The organism is Sporomusa rhizae, assembly GCF_041428845.1.
Lineage (GTDB): Bacteria > Bacillota > Negativicutes > Sporomusales > Sporomusaceae > Sporomusa > Sporomusa rhizae.
This window is the reverse complement of sequence record NZ_CP156925.1, coordinates 5,773,144-5,795,504: the sequence shown is the minus strand read 5'-3', so window position 1 is coordinate 5,795,504 and position 22,361 is coordinate 5,773,144. Positions and strand designations below refer to the sequence as shown.

The following is a 22,361-nucleotide window of genomic DNA, read 5'->3' as shown; positions in this document are numbered from 1 at the left end:
GGGGAGAGCGCAGTGGATTCGTCACACGTAATTATACAGCTAGGACAACAGCTAATTAACGGTATATCCCTGGGCAGCATTTATGCGCTCATTGCTCTAGGTTATACCATGGTTTACGGTATAATCAGGCTGATCAACTTCGCCCACGGCGATATTTATATGGTGGGTGCGTATGCAGGGTTTTTTGCTACGTCGGTGTTTAAATTTTCATTTGTTCCCGCACTGATTTTTTCTATGGCAGTTGCTGGTATTATGGGGATGATTATTGAACGGGCTGCCTACCGGCCGCTCAGAAATGCGCCGAAAATCGCCATATTAATTACGGCGATTGGTGTATCCTTGCTTTTGGAATACGGTGGAATGCTTCTAGTAACGCCCCAGCCGCGCACTTTCCCGGCAATATTCGTTGCTGAGGTATACACCTTTGGCGGTATAATAATCAATAGCCAGCAAATCGTCATACTAGCGGTTTCCCTGCTTTTGATGGTCATTCTGACCTATGTCGTACACCGTACAAAAATGGGCAAAGCCATGCGGGCGGTAGCCTTTGATACCGACGCTGCCCGGCTTATGGGTATCGACGTTGACAAGGTAATTTCCTTTACCTTTGGTATCGGCTCCGCGTTAGCGGCGGCGGCCGGTGTGCTTGTTGGCATTTACTATAATTCAATTGATCCGCTTATGGGAATTATGCCAGGCCTCAAGGCCTTCGTTGCCGCCGTACTTGGCGGTATTGGCAATATTCCGGGCGCCATGCTTGGCGGTACCATTTTAGGTGTTATCGAAGCTCTTGTCAGTGGCTTCTGGTCTTCCACCTTCCGGGACGCAGCAGCCTTTGCCATCTTGATTATAATCTTGTTGTTTAGACCGGCCGGCCTCTTGGGCAAAAACGTCCGGGAGAAAGTGTAGGTGACAGGTCATGAATTTTCAAAGAAAAACCAAGACTGACATTATGGCATTGATGGCCTGTGTTGTTGTATATGCCGCTGTTCAAGGGTTAATGCTTGCCGATGTTATCGATCCTTTCTGGTCGCTTAATATTATCCTGATTGGTATTAATATTATTTTGGTGGTAAGCCTTAATTTGATTAATGGTTTTACCGGCCAGTTTTCTATCGGTCATGCCGGTTTTATGGCCGTCGGCGCTTATTTAAGTGCTGTACTTACCGTAAAGATGCAGCTTCCCTTTATTGCAGCTATTATTGGCGGGGCACTCGGCGCCGGTATTTTAGGTTTTGCGATTGGACTACCAACCTTGCGGTTAAACGGCGATTATCTCGCAATCGCAACTCTGGGTCTGGGAGAGATTATCCGTATCTGTATTCTTAATATCCAATATGTTGGCGGTGCTTCAGGCTTTATGGGCATTCCCCGTTATACCGATTTTACCTGGGTATTTGGGCTTGCTGTATTAACGGTGTTTATTATTAAAAATTTTATTGATTCAACACATGGCCGGGCGTGTATCTCCATACGCGAAAATGAGATTGCCGCCGAGGCCATGGGTGTTGATACTACGAAATACAAAGTATTGGCATTTACCATCGGGGCGGCTTTCGCCGGAGTAGCCGGTTCATTGTTTTCCCACTACTTTTACATTGCCCACCCGGCGTCCTTTACCTTTATGAAATCCTTCGACATTCTGACAATGGTAGTTCTAGGCGGTTTAGGAAGCATTACCGGCAGTATCACTGCCGCTATACTGTTAACCTTTGTCTCAGCTGCCCTGGCTAGTTATCCTGAGTGGCGGATGATTATTTATTCGGTATTATTGATTGTCTTAATGCTGTATCGGCCGCAAGGCTTGTTTGGCAATAAGGAATTAAGCCTAAAAGTATTCAGCCGCTTGACAGGAGGTAAGAAACATGGCACTACTCAAAGCAACTAAATTATCCAAAGTCTTCGGCGGTCTTAAGGCGGTCTCCAATTTTGAAGTAGAGATTGCTCCCGGCGGGCTTATTGGTTTGATAGGACCAAACGGCGCCGGTAAAACCACGGCCTTCAACCTGTTAACCGGTGTATATGAACCGACAGAAGGGCAGATTGAATTTGACGGTGCCAGCATTGTCGGACTTAAGCCTTATCAGATTACCCAGCGCGGCATTGCCCGTACCTTCCAGAATATCCGGCTGTTCGCCGATCTTAGCGTTCTGGATAACGTTAAAATTGCTTATCATTTTCATGTAAAATACGGTTTATTAGAAGCTATGCTCCACATGGGCCGCTATCATGGCGAAGAGGCTGAAATCGAAGCTAAAGCCATAAAACTTTTGGAGATATTTCAGCTTGCTGATAAAAAAGATGAAATCGCCAAAAACCTGCCGTATGGCGAACAGCGCCGCCTGGAAATAGCCAGAGCGCTAGCGGCTCAGCCTAAATTATTATTGCTGGATGAACCGGCCGCCGGGATGAACCCCCAGGAAACACAGCAGCTCATGGAGATGATCCGCTGGATTAAGAAAGAATTTAACCTGACTATTCTTTTGATTGAACATGACATGAGTCTGGTTATGGGTGTGTGTGAACGCATTTATGTGCTGGACTATGGCAGTATCATTGCCCAGGGAACGCCGCAAGAAATTAAAAATAATCCGCGGGTTATCGAGGCCTACCTCGGTGAGGAGGTTTAGATCATGACAATGCTAAAAGTTGATAATATAAACGTATATTACGGTGCCATTCATGCCCTTAAAGGAATTAGTGTGGAAGTAAGTCAGGGACAAATTGTGACTTTGATTGGCGCTAATGGCGCCGGCAAAAGCACTACATTGCGCACTATCTCGGGTTTACTTAAACCGAAGAGTGGGCAAATTACCTTTGAGGGACAAAATATTGCCGGTATGGCGGCTCAGAATATTGTTAAACTGGGAATATCCCAGGTTCCTGAAGGACGCCGGGTATTTGCCAATATGTCGGTGCAAGAAAACCTGGAACTGGGGGCGTATCTTCGTTCAGATACTAAAGAGATTAAAGAAGATATGAACAAAATATTTTCCCGGTTCCCGCGGCTGTCAGAACGCCGCAGTCAGCTTGCCGGTACACTTTCGGGCGGTGAGCAGCAAATGCTGGCAATGGGCCGTGCGCTCATGAGCCGTCCGCGCATTTTGTTGTTAGACGAACCGTCGATGGGTCTGGCGCCATTACTGGTAAAAGAGATATTCTCAATTATTAAAGATATTAATGAGACAGGCACAACCGTTTTGCTTGTTGAGCAAAATGCGCATATGGCCTTGTCAATTGCCAATAAAGCCTATGTACTGGAAACAGGCCGGATTATCCTGTCCGGCGAAGCCAAAGAATTGGCGGAAAGCGAAGAAGTACGCAAAGCTTATTTGGGTGGCTAATAAAAAATCTTCCTGGATTTTACACATTTTGTTTGATATGCTAATATAATAAGCGTAGGAACAGGCGGCCTTAGAGCAAACAGGCGCAGCCGGATACGCAGCAGGTAAGCCTGTGGACCTATCGTCCTGCAGGCTTATTTTCGTTATCAGTAAGAAGAGTTTTTTCTGATAATGAGCAAGAACAAGTGAGGCTTATGCTGTAGTCTTGAAGGACTTGGCACAAGCCAAGTTTTTTCTTATCCAATAAAATGGATAACTTTACCTGTATAAAGGCAATATTGATTTCCGCTTTTGTCAAGGTTCGGCGCAAGTCGTATTTTCTTTACTTAAAAATGGGGGGGAGAGGCTTGGAGACAAAATATAGTAGGCTAAAGCAACAGACAGCACGTCTGTCGGTAATATCGAATACATTGCTTGTTGTGCTAAAATTATTTGTCGGCATAGCTACTGGTGCTGTTAGTATTGTTTCTGAGGCTGCTCATTCTGCTGTTGATTTGATAGCTGCCCTTGTGGCTTATTTTGCTGTAAAAAAGTCTAGTAAACCACCTGACAGCCAGCATGCGTATGGGCATGGAAAAATCGAAAACCTTTCGGCTGCTTTTGAAGCAGTGCTTATTGTAGTAGCCGCTTTATGGATTGTGTATGAGTCAGTACAAAAAATAAATAGTCCGCATGCTCCGGAATTTCTTGAATACGGTCTGGTAGTAATGGCCTTATCTGTTGCCGTAAACTACTGGGTATCCAATAAATTATATACCGTAGCGCGTCTGACGGGTTCACATGCCTTAGAGGCTGATGCACTTCACCTTAAAGCCGATATTTGGACCAGTGTGGGTGTTTTTATAGGGTTAGGTGTTATAAAAATAACCGGTTTATATTGGCTTGACCCGGTAATTGCTATTGCGGTTGCCGTCATCGTCTTCAAAGCAGGCTTTAATATGACAATGAAAAGTGTTTACGAATTGACAGACGTTACTTTACCTGAGGTGGAGGAAGAAGAGATCAGGGAGATTGTTCACAGTCACCCGGCGGTGATTGATTTTCATCAACTTCGAACCAGACGGTCAGGCAGTTTCCGGTTAATTGACATGCACTTGATCCTGCGGAAAGATATGCATCTGGATAAAGCGCATGCTGTGTGTGATGAAATTGAAGTCTTAATTAAAAAGCGGTTCGAGCCCTGTGATGTTATCATCCATTTAGAACCATGCGACTATTACGACAATGGTTTTGGTGCCTGTCCTTTGGACTGCAGGGAAAAATGCAAACATGAATAAAATAATTCGCAGACAAATAAAAAAACATCAGACTTGATGCTATAATTAAGCTGTACAAACAAAGAGTGCTTCTATGGGGCACTCTTAAGTCTTAAACAGCTTAAATTTTGCTATTGTCAGGAGCAGAATATGTCTAAATTATTTAACATTAAAGAAAGTGTTCAGCAGGTTGTTGAAGCGATTGCCAGTGTGCTAGGTGTTGAGGTTACGGTTGTTGATAATGAGCTGCGCCGTATAGCAGGTACGGGGCGATATGCCGGGGATGTTAGCAATATGCCCATAAAGGCTACTATCTTCGACCAGGTCTTACAGTCCGGTAAAGGCGTCATTATTGACAATCCGGGCAAGAACAGTGTTTGTTTAGCCTGCGAAGCGCAGCAGTATTGTTCGGAAATGGCGCAGGTATGCTGCCCGATAGTGGTTGAAAAGCAAACCGTTGGGGTTATTGCGTTGGTTGCTTTCACTGCCAAGCAAAAAGAGACCTTATTAGGCCAGCAGCAGAGTTTGTTTGGCTTTTTGGACAAAATGGCTGATTTATTAGCGAGTAAAGTAATTGAGCAAGAACAGCTGACACAATTGGAAGATACCAAAATACAATTGGAGACAGTATTAAATACCGTTCACGAAGGCATTATTGCTATCGACTGCAATGGATGCATTGTCGATTTTAATGCTGCTGGCCAGAAAATGATCGGGATACCTGCTGACAAGATCATGGGTATGAATGTCGGCCAAGTGTTTGTAGATCTTTCGGCTGAAACCTTATTGCGCCATGCCAAAGAAAGAGCCAATAGAGAGATTTCCTGCTGGATTGCCGGCCGCCAGCTTCATTGTATTATGACGGTGAATGTCTGGGTTGATTCGGGTGGGATAAAAGGCATCGTGGCCACTTTACAGGAGATGGCTAAGGTTAAGAAAATTGTATCACGCTATGGCTTGGAAATAGACTGCAGCGGCAACCGCATTCTGGGGAACAGTGCGGGTATGAAAACAGTTAAAGAAGCTATTACCATGGCGTCGCGCACCAATGCATCCGTTTGCATCCGGGGCGAAAGTGGAACAGGCAAAGAATTGTTTGCCAGACTATTGCATTGCAGCAGCCAACGCAAGCAGCAGCCATTTATTGCAATAAACTGTGCGGCCATTCCGGATAACCTGCTGGAGTCAGAATTATTCGGTTATGAAGAGGGAGCTTTTACCGGTGCCCGCCGCGGCGGTAAGCCGGGAAAATTTGAACTGGCCAATGGCGGTACACTGTTTCTTGATGAAATTGGGGATATGCCGATGCAATTGCAGGCTAAAATCTTGAGAGTTTTGCAGGAAAAGCGAATTGAACGGGTAGGTGCTACACAATCGCAGCCTGTTGATGTACGCATTATTTCGGCAACCCATAAAGATATAGAAGAGATGATCAAGAATGGACAATTCCGGCAGGACCTTTACTACCGGATTAATGTATTTCCGGTTACAATCCCGCCGCTGCGGGAGCGGAAAGATGATCTACCTGAGCTAATAAAGGATTTCTTAGACAGATATCAAGTCATGTACGCCAAAGAAATAACCGGCATTGACGATGATGCCTATGCGCTGTTAGTGGACTACGACTGGCCGGGCAATGTGCGGGAGTTGGAGAATGTTATGGAGTATCTTGTCAGTACAGAAACAGGAGCAGCCATTTCCCGGCAGAATGTTTCCCGGCGTATTCAGCGCGGCAAAACCATATCCTTGGATATCATGCCTATTGCCCAGGCTGAACGCCAGTTAATTCAAACGGCGCTGGCCAAGTTTGGAACTACGCTCGAAGGCAAAGCCAAGGCGGCTGAAGCCTTAGGAATCAGTAAAGCCACTTTGTATCGAAAACTAAAAGAGTACGCAGAACCAGGTTTAGAAGGCTAAATTGTAAGGCTAACTGCAACTTCTTGATAGTAGTTGCAGTTTTTTTATTATAGCGAATAAAAATTGGCATCAATCTTGCGAATGGAATATAGTAATACAGCAATAACTCCCGCAGAAATATTTTTGCGTGAAGACTGCTGCAAGTAAGAAAGGAGAACAGGAAAATGAAGTATGTAACAAAAGGGGTTTGCGCTAAAGAAATTCATTATGAAATTGAAGACGGTAAGGTTAAAAACGTTAAGTTTGTTGGCGGCTGTCGGGGCAATCTGAAGGCTATTAGCATACTGATCGAGGGAATGCCTGTGCAAGAGGTTATTGCCAAACTCAGTGGAAATGTATGTCAAAACAAAACTTCCTGTACCGACCAGTTAGCTAAGGCGCTGGCCGAGAATATCAGCAAGGATAGAAAAAATAGCTGAATAGAAATAAAAAATAGAAGTTCATTCTCAATTTGAGAAGAAATTCTCGTTTTGAGAAGGTGCGTAGTTTCTGGGAAAAATGAGCTTGCGACAATAAAAAGTTCGCAATTTGAGAATATGTGCTGTGTTAACATGCCGAAAAGCCGCAGTTTTACAGCGCTTTAATGATTGGCATCAAAATTGCAATGAATGTTTACTAGTCGCAAGTTATAGCAGCTTCTGCTATACAAAAATGAACAAAGGGAAGGGATTAATAAAATGAATTGTAGTCATACTCCAGAAACTACCGCCTCTGAGCGTATTTGTATGCAGCTTTTAGAAAAGGAATTGGTATTGGCTTTAGGATGTACTGAACCCGTAGCTATTGCCTACGTTGCAGCTTTAGCCAAACATTACAGTGATGGCGGTGCTATTAACTATGTACAGGTAGTTGCAAGCGGCAATGTAATTAAAAATGCTATGGCAGTCACTATTCCCGGAACAGATGAAAGCGGTGTGGCATTAGCGGCTGCATTAGGAGTTGTGGCCGGTGCCCACGAAAAGAAGCTGGAGGTATTGGCAGGTATAACCAAGGAGCAGGTAGCTGAGGCCAAAGCAATGATTTCCGGCGGCTTGATTCAAGTGTCTTTGGCTGATACCGAAAAGAAACTGTATATTGAGGTCGTTGTCCACACTGCCGACAGCTATGCTAAAGTTGTGCTAGCCGATGAACATACCGGTATTGTGTTGATTGAGAAAGACGGACAAATACTGCATCAGGAAATTGTTGCCAAAGATAGAGCTGACGAATCTCAAGCGGAAGATGCGGCAATAAGCCTGGATATGGTTTGGGATTTTGCCATGAAGGTTAATGTTGATAAATTGGAGCTTGTAAAGCAGAGTATTGAGCTTAATAAGGTAGTAGCAATGGAAGGCTTAGAACATACTTATGGTTTGCAAGTTGGCAAAACTCTGCATGATGGTATCAGCAAAGGCTATGTAAGTGATGACCTTGCTACCCGGGCTATGGCGCTTGCGGCTGCTGGTTCAGATGCCAGAATGGCAGGCGTTATCATGCCGGTCATGAGTAACTCAGGCAGCGGCAACCAAGGCTTGTGTGCTACCTTGCCTGTTATTGCCGTAGGTGAAAAATTAGCTGTTAATGAGGAAACCTTGCTGCGGGCAGTTACCCTCAGTCACTTGATAACAATCTATATTAAGAGAAAGTTTGGAAGGTTATCGGCTTTGTGCGGCGCTGCTATTGCCGGAACAGGCTCCAGCTGCGGAATTACTTATTTGCTGGGTGGCGGGCTGAATGAAGTCAAATATGCAATTCAAAACATGCTAGGCAATGTTACCGGTATGCTGTGTGATGGTGCCAAAGCCGGTTGTGCTATGAAAGTATCTACCTGCGTAAATGCGGCAGTACAATCGGCAACCCTTGCTTTGGCAGGACGCAATATTCAGGCAACTGACGGAATTATTGAAGTCGATGTGGAAAAATCTATTGATAATCTTTGCCGCCTGGGCAATCAGGGATCATTAGAAGCCGATAAGATAATCCTTGATATTATGATTAATAAGAAATTGTGCTAGCATATCTTTAGTAATCAAACAATAAATTAGAGCAAAAATAAGGAGTGTTATTATGGGAGAACTTTCCTCGGTTCTTGTGAACTTAGCTGGTATGCTTGTACTTATGTACATTCTATTCCAAATGCAGCAGCGGCACATGAGTTTCGGTAAACGGGTTATGACCGGTTTGGGCCTTGGTATTTTATTTGGTTTAGTTTTGCAAGGGATATATGGCCCAAGCTCGGCTGTAGTGAAACAATCTAACACCTGGTTTGATGTTGTTGGTTCCGGATACGTGCGGCTGTTAAAAATGATTGTAATGCCTTTAATCATTGTTTCAATCACTTCAGCGATTACCAACCTGAAAGATACTAAAATTCTGGGTAAAGCCGGTACTTTGATTATTGCTATTTTGCTTCTTACTACTTCTGTTGCAGCTGTTGTTGGTGCAGGTTATTCACTGACTTTTGGTCTAAATGGGGCAAGCCTGCAGGCCGGGGAAGCAGAGCTTAGTGCCCAAAAATCAGTGGAGGGTAAGAAAATTTCTTTTGAAGCTAAACCGGTGCAGCAGCAATTGATAGAGATTATTCCTAGCAATCCATTTTATGCTATAACCGGTCAGGGCAGTAACGCCACTTTATCAGTAGTATTTTTCTCAGCTTTTATTGGTATTTCTGTCCTGGGAATCAAGAAGAAAAAACCAGAAGCGGCCGATTTCTTTATCAAAGCGATTAACTCCTGCCATGACGTAGTTATGCGAATGGTTACTCTGGTACTCAGGTTAACACCTTACGGCGTTCTAGCGCTGATGACAGGCTTTGTTTCAACGAGTAATTTTGCCGAAATCTATAAGCTGGTTCAATTCGTTATGGCTTCTTACTGTGCGCTGATAACTATGTTTATAATCCATATGCTTATCCTGACGTTTATGGGCTTCAATCCATTTACCTATGTTAAGAAGATTTCTCCTGTTATGATATTTGCCTTTACTTCCCGTACCAGTGCCGGCACCATGCCGCTGACCATCGAGACTTTGATTAACAAATTGGGTCTTTCTGAGGCTTATGCCAATTTAGCGGCTTCTTTTGGCACCAGTATCGGCCAAAATGGCTGCGCCGGTATCTATCCGGCCATGCTGGCAATCATGGTAGCACCGACGGTTGGTATTAATCCGTTTGAATTTGGCTTTTTGGTCAAACTTGTCGTTATCGTTGCCATTAGCTCCTTCGGTATCGCCGGGGTAGGGGGCGGTGCAACCTTTGCTGCATTGGTTGTGCTGTCGACAATGGGGTTACCTGTAGGACTTGTTGGCCTGTTAATTGCTATCGAGCCTTTGATTGACATGGGCAGAACAGCCTTGAACGTTAGCGGTGCCATGACAGCCGGACTCGTTGCCGGCAAGATGCTGAATGAGGTAGACGTTAACAAATATAATCAAGATATTGAAGAAGTAGCAGATTAAACGCGATAAGCGATAGGTTAGGAGAATTGTCATGAGAATCGTTATTATTGGGGCAGAGGCAGCTGGAGCCAGTGCAGCAGCTAAAGCCAAGCGGCTGCTGCCGGATGCCGAAATTATTGTCTACGAAAAATCGGTTATTGTTTCGTTCGGAGCCTGTGGCTTACCTTATTTTGTAGGCGATAGTTTTGATGATCCCGATTTTATGATTTCAAGAACAGTAGAACAGTTTACTAATAGCGGGATAACTGTTAAAATTAAACATGAAGTACTTGCTGTCGATGCAGAAGCCAAAACTATTACCGTAAAGAATCTGGACAGTGGCGAAACATTCACACAGTCTTATGACCGGTTATTGATAGCTACCGGAGCGGCCGCGGTTAAACCGCCGATTACCAATCTCAACCTGCAAAATGTATTTACCCTAAAATCAATGGCTGACGGTTTGATGCTAAAGCAAGCCGCACACCAAGACAAAATCAAAGATGTAGTTATTATTGGTGCTGGGTTTATTGGTTTAGAACTTGCGGAAGCAATGATTAAACTGGGTAAGAGAGTACGGATACTGCAATTAGATGAACGGGTAATGCACGATTTCTTTGACCAAGAAATTACTGATATATTTGAAAAGGAACTGACTGCGGCCGGCACTGTTGTGCAGGTGTCTGAAACCGTTACATCCCTTCAGGGAGATATCAGTGTTACCGGTGTTGTTACTGATAAGGGTGAATATCCTGCTGATCTGGTTGTAGTAGCCGTAGGAGTAAAGCCGAATACGGCCTTTTTGCAGAATACCGGGATAACGATGCTGAAAAACGGAGCCATAGCTATTGATGGTCATGGACAAACCAGTCTGCCCGATATCTATGCCGCCGGCGACTGTGCTAGTGTATGGCATCTAGTCAAAAGAGAAAATGTTTATATACCCTTGGCTACGACGGCTAACAAAATCGGTAAGATTATCGGTGAAAATCTAGGCGGCGGGGATGCCATATTCCCGGGAACTCTAGGGACGGCAGCAATCCGGGTAATGGAACTGGAAGCAGGCCGGACAGGGCTAACCGAAAAAGAAGCTGCGAAAGCCGGGCTGCCTTACAAGACGGTGTTTATTCGCGATAAAAACCACAGCAATTACTTGCCTGGTCAATCGGATATTTTTGTGAAATTAGTATATCATAAGGAGACCAGAGTATTGCTAGGTGGCCAGGTTGCCGGCAACTATGGTTCAGCCTTACGCGCCAACGTATTGGCAGCAGCAGTTTGGAACGGCATGACAGTCGATCAACTGGGCATGATGGATCTTTTCTATGCCCCGCCGTTTTCCCGCCCATGGGACGCCTTGAATATTGCTGCAAATGCGGCAAAATAAGATACAGGGAGGATGTTATTATGAAAAAAGTAGTACATACCGACTCTGCCCCTAAAGCGATTGGGCCTTATTCTCAGGCCATTAAGGCTAATGGATTTTTGTTTATATCCGGCCAATTGCCTGTTGTTCCGGCAACAGGTGAGTTTGCTGAGGGTGGAATAGAAGCACAAACCCGCCAATCTCTTGAAAACTTAAAAGCCATCCTTGCTGCGGAGGGACTGACCTTCGCTAATGTGGTTAAGACTTCGGTATTCCTGAAAGACATGAATGATTTCGCAGCTATGAATGGTGTTTATGCCACTTACTTTACTGCAGAGGCTCCGGCACGGGCTTGTGTTCAAGTCGCCAGACTGCCTAAAGACGCCATGGTGGAAATTGAATTAATTGCCGTGTGCTAATCTAGCCAACCGCAAAAAGTAATAGTTTCAACTATACCCCTCCTTTTGTTTGAGTTATATATTTCAAACAAGAGGAGGGGTATTTTCTCCCTAACAGGATGTACTTACTTCACGAAATTAGGATAAGGGTAACAGCGGCTTCCTCTTCGCCAGAGGCTCGGAGCAAGCCATGTTTACTTTATCGTGACATTTCATAAAAAAGGTTGTCAGTACAAGCAGGTTATACTTATTCAGGGGTATAATATATAGTAAGAGTCAATGAAAAGGAGGTGGCATACCTTGATCAAACTTACAGAATATACCCAGCGGGGTGGTTGAGCGGCTAAAGTTGGGCCAGGGGACCTGGCCGAAGTATTGAAGCATTTGCCGGCAATGCAGCATCCCAATATCATTGTGGGCATTGATACATCCGACGATGCAGGTGTCTATCGCTTGAATGAGAGCACTGCCTTAGTCCAGACAGTAGACTTTTTTACACCAATTGTTGATGATCCCTATCTGTTTGGACAAATTGCCGCCGCCAACAGTCTAAGTGATGTGTATGCCATGGGGGCAACACCATTAACGGCATTAAATATAGTAGCCTTTCCTAACTGCAAACTGCCGGGAGAGGTATTAGGGGCCATTCTTAAAGGGGGCCAGGCTAAAGTCGCCGAAGCGGGGGCGGTAATCATCGGCGGTCATACCATTGATGATACCGAGCCGAAATACGGCCTGTCTGTTACCGGCCTAGTTCACCCGGATAAAGTTTGGACAAACGCCGGTGCTAAGCCAGGGGACTGCCTGCTCTTGACTAAGCCGCTAGGTACGGGGATTTTGTCCTCGGCGGCCCGGGCCGACCTGTTTCCTCAGGGCGCTCAAGCAGCGATTGACAGTATGGCGGCGCTCAATGCCACTGCAGCTAAAGTTGCGGCCGGCTATACGGTGCATGCCTGTACCGATATTACCGGTTTTGGTTTAGCCGGGCATGTTTATGAAATGGCTGCTGGCAGTCAAGTTGACATAGAACTTGACAGTGTGGCATTACCGCTGCTGCCTGAAGCCGCCGATGCCGCCGCCATGGGCTTTGTACCAGGCGGGGCGTATTCTAACCGTATGTATCTTACTCAAGTTGATTTTGACGGGGATGTTCCGGAGAATATCAGAGATATCTGTTTTGATCCGCAGACTTCAGGGGGGTTGCTGCTTTCTGTTCCTGCAGCAGAGTCAGAAGACCTACTGGCGGCACTGCAGGCCGCAGGGCTGGCGGCATCGCGGATTATTGGCGAAGTTACGGGAATGGGAGAGGGGAAAGTTCATGTCAAATAAAACTGTTGATTGCCGGGGGTTAGCCTGTCCACAGCCAGTAATCCAAACCAAACGGGCGGTGGAAGAGCTTGCATCAGGCCGGCTTACCGTTATTGTTGATAATGAAGTAGCTAAGAACAATGTAGTCAAATTTGCCGCTGCCAATGCTTTGGGAGCAGGCGTAGAGGAACAAAACGGACAGTACTATATTACTATTGTTAAAGGGGCAGATTATAAAGCCGCTCCAAACGGAAAAAGTACTGCTGCAGATGGAGAAACTGGCAGTCAAGTTTACCTCGTTACCCAGAATACACTGGGACACGGTTCACCCGAACTGGGGGCTGTGCTGATGAAGGCGTTTATGAGTACCCTGCTGGAAGTAAAGCCTCAGCCCCTGGCTTTGCTGTTTATTAACGGCGGGGTAAAGCTTGCTATTAAAGGATCACCGGTAGTAGAGCAGTTGACAATGCTTGCCGGGCGGGGCGTAACGATACTGTCCTGCGGTACCTGCCTGGACTTTTATCAATGCAAGTCTGAACTGGCAATAGGTGAAATAACCAATATGTATACGATTTTGGAAACAATCAATACTCATAAAACAGTGACCTTATAAGCAGGTGATTTTATTACATATCAGCAATATGACAGGCTGATTTCCTTTGATTCGGTACACCACGCCATCAAGGCCGAAAAAGTTCTGGGTAAACACGGCATTGCCATCTATGCGCTGCCAACTCCCCGGGAAATTGATATTAGCTGCGGCCAGTGTCTGCTATTTATGGCATCAGGACAAGACAAGGTTATGAATTTGCTTGCCGATGACCATGTGCGGTGGTCGAAGCTATTCAGCCGAACTCACACAGGTACTGCATATATATATGAAAAAATATTAGAGTGCGGAGGTTAGTGTGGAACAATTACTAACATCTGATTTTTGGTGGAGCACAGCGGTGCGGATAATTCGGCTGGTGACAATTGTTATCGGTGGATTAATCGTGCTTCGCGTTACCAATGTGATTGTTGAACAGTTTTTTATCCCCAAGCCCGGGGCTAAGACGTTATATTTAGAGGAAAAACGCGCCAGGACATTAAGCAGTCTGCTCCACAGCATTATTCGCTATACAATTTACTTTATCGTTGCGGTTATGCTTCTGCAGGAATTTAAAATTGACACTACCTCCATTGTAGCAGGCGCCGGCATTATAGGTTTGGCGCTGGGCGTTGGTGCGCAAAGCCTGATTAAAGACTTTATTACCGGCTTTTTTATCATCCTGGAAGACCAGTATGGCGTTGGCGATTATGTTGTTATTGGCGATATGTCGGGGACGGTAGAAGAACTCGGGTTTCGCGTTACCAAGTTGCGGGATGGCAATGGTATTCTTCATATTATTCCTAACGGATCGGTGGTCAAGGTAAGCAATCATACCAGAGGCCATATGCAGGCTGTTGTCAATGTGCCTGTTCCGTACGAGGCGGATATTGCGCAGGTTTTTACCCTTTTGGACGAGGCCTGCATCGCCGTTGGCAAGAGTATGCATGAAGTGCTGGATGGGCCCCACATTGTTGGTGTAGTTGATCTTAGAGCAGGAGAAGTGATTATTCGTCTGACGGCAAAAACCGTACCCTTAGAGCAAGTTAAAGTCGAAACAGCGCTGCGCCGTTTAATAAAAGAAAAATTTACCGAAGCCCAAATACCCCCGCCACAACCGTTAGGCGGGGTTCGACTGGCCGAAATCAAGGTCGCTCAAACAGGAGGACAGCATGAGTCTGCAAAAATATAATTATAAAGTTGGCGAAATAGTGAAAATGAAAAAACCGCATCCCTGCGGTGGTGATCGCTGGGAAATTACCCGCACCGGCATTGACTTCGGGCTCAAATGCCTGCAATGCGGCCGGCAGGTCATGATTCCACGGCCGAAATTTGAAAAAGGCGTTAAGGCCGTGATTCCCCCTTCCGATAATACTTGATTTTTTGCGATCTTTATTAGGTGGCTCAAGGAAAAGCTTGAATTTAAACCGCCATTATCTTACAATAAAGTAGACTTGCTTCAGGTGGGGGAGATAGCCCCACTTAAATTTTAGTCGCACTTATCCAGGGACTAGCCGCCTTAATCTCCGGCGGGGAGTTTTCGAGGAAGTTAGTCACAGGATAATGTTAACTTCAAAAAACAATCAGGCTGTACTCTTGAACCAGCCTTTAAAGGTGGAGTAGTATAATGAGCACAAATTTGGAAGTAGGTATCGTAGGCCTGCCGAATGTCGGCAAAAGTACACTGTTTAATGCCATTACCAAGGCTGGAGCCGAGGCCGCCAATTATCCTTTTTGCACGATTGAGCCCAATGTTGGGGTTGTTGATGTACCTGATGCCCGTCTGGGAAAACTGACTGAGATGTATAATCCTAAGCGGACAATGCCTGCGGCTATGCGGTTTGTGGATATTGCCGGTCTTGTAGCCGGAGCTGCGCAAGGCGAAGGACTTGGCAATAAATTTTTGTCCCATATCCGTCAGGTTGACGCAGTAGCACAAGTAGTTAGATGTTTTTCTGATGATAACATTACTCATGTAGCCGGTAGTCTTGATCCGATTCGGGATATTGAAATAATAAATACCGAACTATGTCTCGCTGATTTAGAGACAGTGGAAAAACGCATCGAACGGTTACAGAAGATGCTGAAAAGCGGTGATAAGAAAGCGCAAGCGGAGTTGGAGGTTCTCAAACAGGTAGAGCAGGCATTGACTGACGGTCAACCTGCCCGACGGGTTGTTAACGATGAAGACACGGCCGCGCTGTTAAGGGATTTATTCCTGTTGACTTTAAAACCGACCTTGTTTGTTGCCAATGTCAGCGAACAGGAAGCTGCCGATGCCAGCGGCAATCCGCATGTTGCCAAGGTTCGTGAATATGCCGCGCATGAGGGTGCCGAAGTTATCGTAGTATCGGCTAAAGTTGAGTCCGAGATCGCTGAGCTTGATGACGAGGAAGCCCGCGAGTTTTTAGCGGACTTGGGTTTGGCAGAATCCGGTCTCGATAAACTGATTCGTGCCAGCTTCAGTCTGCTGGGACTAATGACCTTCTTTACCGCTGGTGAACAGGAAGTCCGGGCCTGGACAATAGTCAAAGGAACCAAAGCGCCGCAGGCCGCCGGGAAAATTCATAGCGATATTGAACGCGGGTTTATTAGAGCTGAAATCGTTTCCTATGACGACCTAATGGCTTGTGGTTCGCATGCAGGCGCCAAAGAAAAAGGCTTAGTACGCCTTGAAGGTAAAGAGTATGTTATGCAGGATGGCGATGTAACGTATTTCCGGTTTAATGTATAGTATATAATTGCAGTTCAAAGATTAAAACCATGAGCGGTTTTCCCTAGGCCGCTCTCTTCTTTTTTAGCGAGGTGGGAATATGGGGGAGAAACTAAGAGGATCTGTAGCCTTCCATGTGGCATTACTAGGAGCAGGACACTTCTTCAGCGATTTTTACGCTAACTTTTTGCCGGCTTTGCTACCTGTAGTTATGGCTAAGCTCGGCTTGTCCCTGACCTTGAGCGGGATGCTTGTTATGACCTATGCGGTCATCTCGAATGTACTGCAGCCGCTTTGCGGTTATCTAGTTGACAAGTATGGTTATGGGTGGCTTATTCTTGTTACTACGCCGGTTAGCGCAGTATTTATTTGCATGGCAGGTTTAGCAGACAGCATTGTTGCCTTATTTTTGCTGGTAGGCATTGCCGGACTGGGTGCGTCCGTTTTTCATCCGCTGGCGGCAAGTCTGATGGGAAAAGTAGTTACCGAGAAGACTAAAGGTACGGCGATGTCGGTGTTTGTGTTTGGCGGCAACGTTGGGTTTGCCGTAGCGCCTGCGATTATATTATATTGTTTAGACGTTGGCGGCACAGAAGGAATACTTTGGCTTATTATTCCCGGATTACTGGTTACTTTAGCTACATACCTAGCGGGATTGCATAAGGTGGACATTAGCCCGGCCGGTAAACGGACTGAAATTGACGCAGACACTCAGGAAGAGCCTTGGTATAAATCTACCGGGTTAATACTTTTAAATGCTGTTACGGCGCTTCGGTCATGGCTGCAGGTAGCGTTGACTACCTTTTTACCGGTAGCGTTAGTTAAAATGGGGCAGCCCACAGCTGTTTCAGCAAGTATGCTGACCGTTTTTCTCATGGGTGCTTCTTTTGGGGCGCTCATTGGTGGCTGGCTGGGCGATAAAATAGGACGCAAATCAGGGGTTATCGGCTCGTTGGTAATTTGTTTGCCGGTTACGTATCTGTTTTTATCAAACTTTGGTCCATCACCTGTTAATTATGTGCTGCTTGCCGTTATTGGGGCATTACTGCAAAGCACAGCACCTACCTCGGTAGTTTGGGCGCAAGAGCTCATTCCCGGCAATGCTGCGATGGCATCAGGTATGATGCTGGGGTTATCCTTTGGCTTAGGCGGGGTAGGAGCTGCTATTACCGGAGCATTAGGCGACAGAATTGGTCTTGAGGCCGCGCTATTATGGTCACTCTTGCCGTTAGTTGTCGCCGTGGGTTTAGCGTTTGCCATTCCCCAACCGGGCGCTAAACACGCTGCCCCTAAACTTGCTAACCCTAACGCACGAGACGTCTAAACCGGATTGAAGTAACTTTTAGCAAATATCTTTGTATTTTCCTTGCAATTGCCGGACAACTAATGATATAATAATTTAGTCGCAAAAATACATATTGTGACATGGTTTTGTTATTTCAAAACCTTCCCTGCTCCCTTATCGGGGGCCACAAGTCCAAAGGAGGAGGTGATTTCGTGAGAAAGTACGAAGTCGTGATTATTGTTAAAACTGGTGAAGAAGAAGCTATCAACGCTACTATCGCCAAGTTCGAAAACATTATTAAAACAACCGGCGGCACTGTTGATAAAGTAGACCGTTGGGGCAAAAAGCGTCTGGCCTATGAGATTAAGGACATTATGGAAGGGTATTACACCCTCATTAACTTTACTGCCGAGCCAGCTACCGTATTCGAGCTGGAGCGTGTGCTGAAGATTACTGATGATGTTCTTAAGCATATGGTCATTAAATTGGAAGACTAATTCTTGAGCCAGGAGGTATGAGGATATATGAATAAAGTCATCCTTGTCGGTCGCTTGGCACAAGATCCTGAAGTAAGATACACCCAGAGCGGTAAAGCAGTTGCGTCGTTTAACCTGGCAGTTAACCGTTTTGGTGGTGGACAGGGTCAGAACAACGCCGACTTTATCCCCATCGTAGCATGGGAAAAGCTGGCCGAAACCTGCGGCAACAACCTTACCAAGGGTCAGCGCGTGCTGGTTGACGGTCGGTTGCAAATTCGCTCTTATGAAACCAATGATGGTCAAAAGCGCCGTATCGCCGAGGTCGTGGCGCAGTCCATCGAGTTCCTGGAACGTAGACAGGCGTCCAGCGGGGACGCCGGGAATATAGATATAAATTCGTTCGGCAAAGATGTCTTCCCTGATGAGGAAATACCGTTTTAAAAGGGGGGTAAAAAAATGGCTATGAAACGCGAAAGAGGCCGCAAACCTAAGAAAAAAGTTTGTAGCTTCTGTGTTGATAAAGTAACCGATATTGACTACAAAGACGTTCCGAAATTGCGCCGGTACACCACCGAACGTGGCAAAATTCTGCCGCGCCGCATTTCCGGTAACTGCGCCAAACATCAGCGTCAGTTGACTTTGGCTGTTAAACGGGCTCGTAATATCGCCCTTCTGCCGTTCACTGCAGAATAAACCTAACAAAAGTAAAGTGACTAGTCTTGAACTTCGTTCTAGATCTAGTCACTTTTTTGTTTTCAACTTATTGTCAGGCAGTTCTACAAACTTTTAGTCTACGCAGATATTTGTATAAAGGGTAAATATGAATAATAGGAGAACTAAGTTCATGACAACCCGTCAACAAAAAGGGAATTTAATCCTTGACATTATTTTCAATTGTGGTTATAATTTGAACATAATTCAATTTATTGAGGTGCATTATGGCCAGAACTCCGCAGGATCCTCAAATTCGTATAAACGAGATTTTAGATGTTGCCGATCAGCTTTTTTTTACTAAGAGTTATCATGGAACTACCATTAAAGACATCGCTAGTAAAATGGGTGTTGCTCAGGGAATGTTGTATTACTACTTTAAGTCAAAAGAAGAACTATTAGAGATCCTGCTTGATCGCCACGCTTCTCACCTTGTGTCGGAGGTAAAGGAAATCACTTGTTTAAACAATGTTTCCCCGTCTGAAAAATTGGCTTTAATGCTAGCTGCTGTGCTTCGGAAAATCAGTTATAAAGACGGACATCTGCTCAATATGATATATGATACTAAGAATCTGCATATTAAAGATAAACTGTTTCGGAAAATTGATATCTGGCTATCACCCTGGCTGCTGAAGATTATCGACGAGGGAATAAAGAATCGGGATTTTTGCATATCACATCCTCCAACCGCTGCAGATTACATCAAGCTAATCATGGATTTTTTAAGCGAAGTAATCTATGAAAAAACATCTGCCGACATCTTGTCTTATCGCTTAATGATGGCAGAAGTTCTTATTGAGAAAGCATTAGGAGCGAAGGAAAAAACGATTCATATCATGTTAACCGACGAGCCATAACATAAGGTAAAATCCGCTATCCAAGATATTTGGATGAGCGGTTTTTTCGGGCAATTATTTGAACATAGTTCAATTATTGTTTAATTCTATGCCATTCAGCATTGTTAAATTGCCTCAACTTGTCATTTGCTATAAAAGTGAAAGGAGAACGACATACCTATGCTTATTCATGGTATACCGATAACATTTGCCCCATCCTTGTCCTGGGAAGAAGTAAGTAAGATTGCCGAAGAGCTGAGTATTCCGGTCTCAAAGTCATCACCTGACCGGTGATTGGAAATCAGTATACCGACTAAATGGAAATCAACATACCGGCAAACAGAAATCAATAATTGCTTGTCCTATAATGAATTTATACATCGAATGATGTAAATTCATTATTAGGAGGGTCAAATTTATGACCAAGTACAGAGAAATCCTTAGGCTGACAAGCCTAGGATTCTCACAACGTAATATCATGCAAAGTTGTGGTGTTGCTCAGAAAACTGTCGTAAAGATTCAACGCCGTGCTAAAGAGCTAGGAATATCATGGCCTTTAGACGAATCAATGACCGACAAATCTTTGGAAAATTTGATGTTTCCAAAAGAACAGAAAAACTTTGGGAATAAACGACTCCCCGATTTAGTCCACACTCGTAAGGAATTGCTTAAAAATGGTGTAAGTAAAAAATTATTATGGACTGAATATTTAGAAGACTGCCGACTAAACGGCGATGAACCGCTTATGTACTCGCAGTTCTGCCATTACCTTTTGCAAGATGAGCAAAAACGTCGTGCTACGATGCATATTAGCCGCAAACCAGCTGAACAGGTCGAAGTAGATTGGGCTGGAGATCCAGCAAAGATTATTGATCCTGATACTGGTGAGGTTACTGAAGCTTATCTTTTTGTCGGTGTTATGACATATAGCCAGTACGCCTATGTGGAGGCTTTTATCAATGAAAAGCAGCGTGCTTGGATTACGGCTCATGTCCATATGTACAACTACTTCGGCGGTGTTGCAAAAATTCTTGTTCCAGATAACTGCAAAACTGCTGTAGTTCATACAAAAGATTGGTATACACCTAAACTTAATGTAACTTATCATGAAATGGCTGAACATTATGGCACTGCCATTATTCCAGCTAGGATTAGAAAACCTAAAGATAAAGCAAATGTTGAAGGTACTGTTGGCAACATTTCCACATGGATAACCGCTGCGCTTAGAAATGAACAATTCTTCTCTTTGGATGAACTTAATGCTGCAATCCGAGAAAAACTCGAAGCATTTAACTTAAGAACTTTTCAAAAGAAAGAAGGTAGCAGATGGAGCCTCTTCCACCACGAAGAGTTGCCTTTCCTAAGCCCCCTACCAGCTACCTTTTACGAACTGGCGGACTGGAAACAAGCCACCGTTCAGTTTAATTATCACATATCACTCGAAGGAATGCTATATTCTGTTCCATATGAATACATCAAACTCAAAGTCGATGTGAGGGTAACTGATAGAGTCTTAGAAATCTTTTACAATCACAATCGTATTGCATCTCATAAACGCCTTTACGGCCGCAAGGGGCAATACAATACTATTCTGGAACATATGCCGCCGGATCATCAGAAGTATCTAGAATGGAATGGAGATCGCTTTAAGCATTGGGCCAAAAAAATTGGGACTAATACTCATAAAGTCATTATTGCCATCCTATCCTCCAGCCGCGTGGAACAACAAACCTATAAAAGTTGCATGGGATTACTCAAGTTAGCCGAAAGACATTCAGAATCACGTCTTGAATCGGCTTGTGAGAAAGTTTTGAGCTACACAGCAAGTCCAAGTTATAAGAGTATCAAAAATATTCTTACCACAGGAATTAAAGAGAGCTTAAAACCAGGCACAGAGAATCCCCCGAAAAACAATTATGGCGTAACACGCGGTGCAAATTACTATGGAGGTAAAGGCAATGATAAATAATCCAACAATTGATAAACTTATAGAAATGCGTTTAACTGCAATGGCCGAAGCTTATCTGCAACAAGTCTCTGATCCTAAGATGAAGGAGATTGACTTCGAAGACCGTATGGGCATGGTGGTTGATATTGAATATACCAGAAGAAAAAACAATCGCTTGAATCGCCTCATTAAAAATGCTGAGTTTGAGCAACCGGATGCCAGTATTATGGGAATCAACTATTCATCAGGACGAAAAATCAACAAAGATTTGATCAAACGCCTTGCGACTTGCGAGTACATCGCAGAATTCAGAAATATTTTCATCACTGGTGCAACAGGCTGTGGTAAAACATATCTTGCCAATGCCTTTGGCATGGAAGCCTGTAAGCATTACTACAAAACACAGTATGTTCGTCTGCCGGATCTACTTCTAGATCTCGAACATGCAAGGGATGAAGGCACTTATAAAAAAGTAATGATGAAATACTCTAATCCCGTTCTTCTGATAATTGATGAATGGCTACTTTTGAAACCTACTCAAAATGAAGCAAAGGACATTTTCGAACTCCTTCATCGACGAAGAAAACGTTCATCTACAATCTTTTGTTCTCAATACAGGCATGAAGGTTGGTATGATCAACTTGGCGGTGATGCTTCACCTCTGGCTGATGCCATTCTTGATCGAATCGTTCATGATTCGTACAAGATAAATATCGAAAGCATTGATCCAACGAAAGATTTATCGATGAGAGAGGTTTATGGATTAGATAAACGACTAAGCGAATAAATTAAGGCAT

General features: G+C 44.6%; 24 protein-coding genes. All 24 read left to right on the top strand.

Annotation, left to right across the window (positions count from 1 at the left end):
• Window positions 1–12 precede the first annotated feature (12 nt).
• Window positions 13–909, top strand: coding sequence for a branched-chain amino acid ABC transporter permease (locus SRRS_RS27180; protein WP_371365013.1), 897 nt, complete (start codon window positions 13–15; stop codon window positions 907–909).
• Between the two features lie 10 nt (window positions 910–919).
• A complete protein-coding gene (locus SRRS_RS27175) occupies window positions 920–1,888 on the top strand; it encodes a branched-chain amino acid ABC transporter permease (RefSeq protein ID WP_371365011.1) in 969 nt (322 codons plus the stop codon).
• The gene (locus tag SRRS_RS27170; RefSeq protein WP_371365009.1) at window positions 1,866–2,630 is read left to right on the top strand and encodes an ABC transporter ATP-binding protein; all 765 of its coding nucleotides are present in this window, start codon (window positions 1,866–1,868) and stop codon (window positions 2,628–2,630) included. Before SRRS_RS27175 ends, SRRS_RS27170 begins: the two co-directional genes overlap by 23 nt.
• Window positions 2,631–2,639: 9 nt before the next feature.
• A complete protein-coding gene (locus SRRS_RS27165) occupies window positions 2,640–3,344 on the top strand; it encodes an ABC transporter ATP-binding protein (RefSeq protein WP_371369944.1) in 705 nt (234 codons plus the stop codon).
• Window positions 3,345–3,691: 347 nt separating this feature from the next.
• Entirely contained in the window at window positions 3,692–4,621 is a 930-nt protein-coding gene (locus SRRS_RS27160; RefSeq protein ID WP_371365007.1) for a cation diffusion facilitator family transporter, read from the top strand.
• Window positions 4,622–4,750: 129 nt separating this feature from the next.
• Entirely contained in the window at window positions 4,751–6,517 is a 1,767-nt protein-coding gene (locus tag SRRS_RS27155; RefSeq protein ID WP_371365005.1) for a sigma 54-interacting transcriptional regulator, read from the top strand.
• Between the two features lie 164 nt (window positions 6,518–6,681).
• Window positions 6,682–6,936 (top strand): TIGR03905 family TSCPD domain-containing protein, encoded by a 255-nt coding sequence (locus SRRS_RS27150; RefSeq protein ID WP_371365003.1) that lies wholly within the window; start codon window positions 6,682–6,684, stop codon window positions 6,934–6,936.
• Window positions 6,937–7,194: 258 nt separating this feature from the next.
• Window positions 7,195–8,511, top strand: a complete 1,317-nt coding sequence (locus SRRS_RS27145) for a serine dehydratase subunit alpha family protein (RefSeq protein ID WP_371365000.1) — start codon at window positions 7,195–7,197, stop codon at window positions 8,509–8,511.
• Window positions 8,512–8,563: 52 nt separating this feature from the next.
• Entirely contained in the window at window positions 8,564–9,952 is a 1,389-nt protein-coding gene (locus SRRS_RS27140; protein WP_371364997.1) for an L-cystine transporter, read from the top strand.
• A 31-nt stretch (window positions 9,953–9,983) separates the two neighbouring features.
• Window positions 9,984–11,318, top strand: coding sequence for a CoA-disulfide reductase (locus tag SRRS_RS27135; protein ID WP_371364995.1), 1,335 nt, complete (start codon window positions 9,984–9,986; stop codon window positions 11,316–11,318).
• A 20-nt stretch (window positions 11,319–11,338) separates the two neighbouring features.
• On the top strand, window positions 11,339–11,716 hold the full coding sequence (locus tag SRRS_RS27130; protein WP_371364992.1) for a RidA family protein: 378 nt from the start codon (window positions 11,339–11,341) through the stop codon (window positions 11,714–11,716).
• Window positions 11,717–11,974: 258 nt separating this feature from the next.
• Window positions 11,975–13,024 (top strand): selenide, water dikinase SelD, encoded by a 1,050-nt coding sequence (selD, locus tag SRRS_RS27125; RefSeq protein WP_371364991.1) that lies wholly within the window; start codon window positions 11,975–11,977, stop codon window positions 13,022–13,024.
• Window positions 13,014–13,616 carry a sulfurtransferase-like selenium metabolism protein YedF gene (gene yedF, locus SRRS_RS27120; RefSeq protein WP_371364989.1) on the top strand — a complete coding sequence of 201 codons (603 nt, stop codon included), beginning with the start codon at window positions 13,014–13,016 and terminating at the stop codon, window positions 13,614–13,616. The genes selD and yedF overlap by 11 nt, the downstream gene beginning before the upstream one ends.
• Before the next feature lie 12 nt (window positions 13,617–13,628).
• Window positions 13,629–13,910 carry a DUF3343 domain-containing protein gene (locus SRRS_RS27115; RefSeq protein ID WP_371369942.1) on the top strand — a complete coding sequence of 94 codons (282 nt, stop codon included), beginning with the start codon at window positions 13,629–13,631 and terminating at the stop codon, window positions 13,908–13,910.
• A 1-nt stretch (window position 13,911) separates the two neighbouring features.
• Window positions 13,912–14,784, top strand: coding sequence for a mechanosensitive ion channel family protein (locus tag SRRS_RS27110; RefSeq protein WP_371364986.1), 873 nt, complete (start codon window positions 13,912–13,914; stop codon window positions 14,782–14,784).
• A complete protein-coding gene (locus SRRS_RS27105) occupies window positions 14,765–14,971 on the top strand; it encodes a DUF951 domain-containing protein (protein WP_371364984.1) in 207 nt (68 codons plus the stop codon). The genes SRRS_RS27110 and SRRS_RS27105 overlap by 20 nt, the downstream gene beginning before the upstream one ends.
• 248 nt (window positions 14,972–15,219) lie before the next feature.
• Window positions 15,220–16,326, top strand: a complete 1,107-nt coding sequence (ychF, locus tag SRRS_RS27100) for a redox-regulated ATPase YchF (RefSeq protein WP_371364982.1) — start codon at window positions 15,220–15,222, stop codon at window positions 16,324–16,326.
• A 79-nt stretch (window positions 16,327–16,405) separates the two neighbouring features.
• The gene (locus tag SRRS_RS27095) at window positions 16,406–17,629 is read left to right on the top strand and encodes an MFS transporter (protein ID WP_371364980.1); all 1,224 of its coding nucleotides are present in this window, start codon (window positions 16,406–16,408) and stop codon (window positions 17,627–17,629) included.
• Between the two features lie 173 nt (window positions 17,630–17,802).
• Window positions 17,803–18,087: a 30S ribosomal protein S6 gene (rpsF, locus tag SRRS_RS27090; RefSeq protein ID WP_371364977.1), complete on the top strand. Its 285-nt coding sequence runs from the start codon at window positions 17,803–17,805 to the stop codon at window positions 18,085–18,087.
• Between the two features lie 27 nt (window positions 18,088–18,114).
• The gene (locus SRRS_RS27085) at window positions 18,115–18,510 is read left to right on the top strand and encodes a single-stranded DNA-binding protein (protein ID WP_371364976.1); all 396 of its coding nucleotides are present in this window, start codon (window positions 18,115–18,117) and stop codon (window positions 18,508–18,510) included.
• Between the two features lie 21 nt (window positions 18,511–18,531).
• Window positions 18,532–18,762 (top strand): 30S ribosomal protein S18, encoded by a 231-nt coding sequence (rpsR, locus tag SRRS_RS27080; RefSeq protein ID WP_371369940.1) that lies wholly within the window; start codon window positions 18,532–18,534, stop codon window positions 18,760–18,762.
• A gap of 245 nt (window positions 18,763–19,007) precedes the next feature.
• Window positions 19,008–19,637 (top strand): TetR/AcrR family transcriptional regulator, encoded by a 630-nt coding sequence (locus SRRS_RS27075; protein ID WP_371364974.1) that lies wholly within the window; start codon window positions 19,008–19,010, stop codon window positions 19,635–19,637.
• Window positions 19,638–20,034: 397 nt separating this feature from the next.
• A complete protein-coding gene (gene istA, locus SRRS_RS27070; protein ID WP_371363667.1) occupies window positions 20,035–21,585 on the top strand; it encodes an IS21 family transposase in 1,551 nt (516 codons plus the stop codon).
• Window positions 21,575–22,351 carry an IS21-like element helper ATPase IstB gene (gene istB / locus SRRS_RS27065; protein ID WP_371363668.1) on the top strand — a complete coding sequence of 259 codons (777 nt, stop codon included), beginning with the start codon at window positions 21,575–21,577 and terminating at the stop codon, window positions 22,349–22,351. Before istA ends, istB begins: the two co-directional genes overlap by 11 nt.
• Window positions 22,352–22,361: the final 10 nt, after the last annotated feature.

Coding starts and splice junctions, on each gene's coding strand:
- rpsR (WP_371369940.1), top strand. CDS start 18,532: ATGAAACGCGAAAGAGGCCGCAAACCTAAGAAAAAAGTTTGTAGCTTC.
- ychF (WP_371364982.1), top strand. CDS start 15,220: ATGAGCACAAATTTGGAAGTAGGTATCGTAGGCCTGCCGAATGTCGGC.
- istB (WP_371363668.1), top strand. CDS start 21,575: ATGATAAATAATCCAACAATTGATAAACTTATAGAAATGCGTTTAACT.
- SRRS_RS27085 (WP_371364976.1), top strand. CDS start 18,115: ATGAATAAAGTCATCCTTGTCGGTCGCTTGGCACAAGATCCTGAAGTA.
- SRRS_RS27135 (WP_371364995.1), top strand. CDS start 9,984: ATGAGAATCGTTATTATTGGGGCAGAGGCAGCTGGAGCCAGTGCAGCA.
- SRRS_RS27095 (WP_371364980.1), top strand. CDS start 16,406: ATGGGGGAGAAACTAAGAGGATCTGTAGCCTTCCATGTGGCATTACTA.
- SRRS_RS27170 (WP_371365009.1), top strand. CDS start 1,866: ATGGCACTACTCAAAGCAACTAAATTATCCAAAGTCTTCGGCGGTCTT.
- SRRS_RS27105 (WP_371364984.1), top strand. CDS start 14,765: ATGAGTCTGCAAAAATATAATTATAAAGTTGGCGAAATAGTGAAAATG.
- SRRS_RS27175 (WP_371365011.1), top strand. CDS start 920: ATGAATTTTCAAAGAAAAACCAAGACTGACATTATGGCATTGATGGCC.
- SRRS_RS27130 (WP_371364992.1), top strand. CDS start 11,339: ATGAAAAAAGTAGTACATACCGACTCTGCCCCTAAAGCGATTGGGCCT.
- SRRS_RS27165 (WP_371369944.1), top strand. CDS start 2,640: ATGCTAAAAGTTGATAATATAAACGTATATTACGGTGCCATTCATGCC.
- SRRS_RS27155 (WP_371365005.1), top strand. CDS start 4,751: ATGTCTAAATTATTTAACATTAAAGAAAGTGTTCAGCAGGTTGTTGAA.
- istA (WP_371363667.1), top strand. CDS start 20,035: ATGACCAAGTACAGAGAAATCCTTAGGCTGACAAGCCTAGGATTCTCA.
- SRRS_RS27150 (WP_371365003.1), top strand. CDS start 6,682: ATGAAGTATGTAACAAAAGGGGTTTGCGCTAAAGAAATTCATTATGAA.
- SRRS_RS27075 (WP_371364974.1), top strand. CDS start 19,008: ATGGCCAGAACTCCGCAGGATCCTCAAATTCGTATAAACGAGATTTTA.
- yedF (WP_371364989.1), top strand. CDS start 13,014: ATGTCAAATAAAACTGTTGATTGCCGGGGGTTAGCCTGTCCACAGCCA.
- SRRS_RS27145 (WP_371365000.1), top strand. CDS start 7,195: ATGAATTGTAGTCATACTCCAGAAACTACCGCCTCTGAGCGTATTTGT.
- SRRS_RS27140 (WP_371364997.1), top strand. CDS start 8,564: ATGGGAGAACTTTCCTCGGTTCTTGTGAACTTAGCTGGTATGCTTGTA.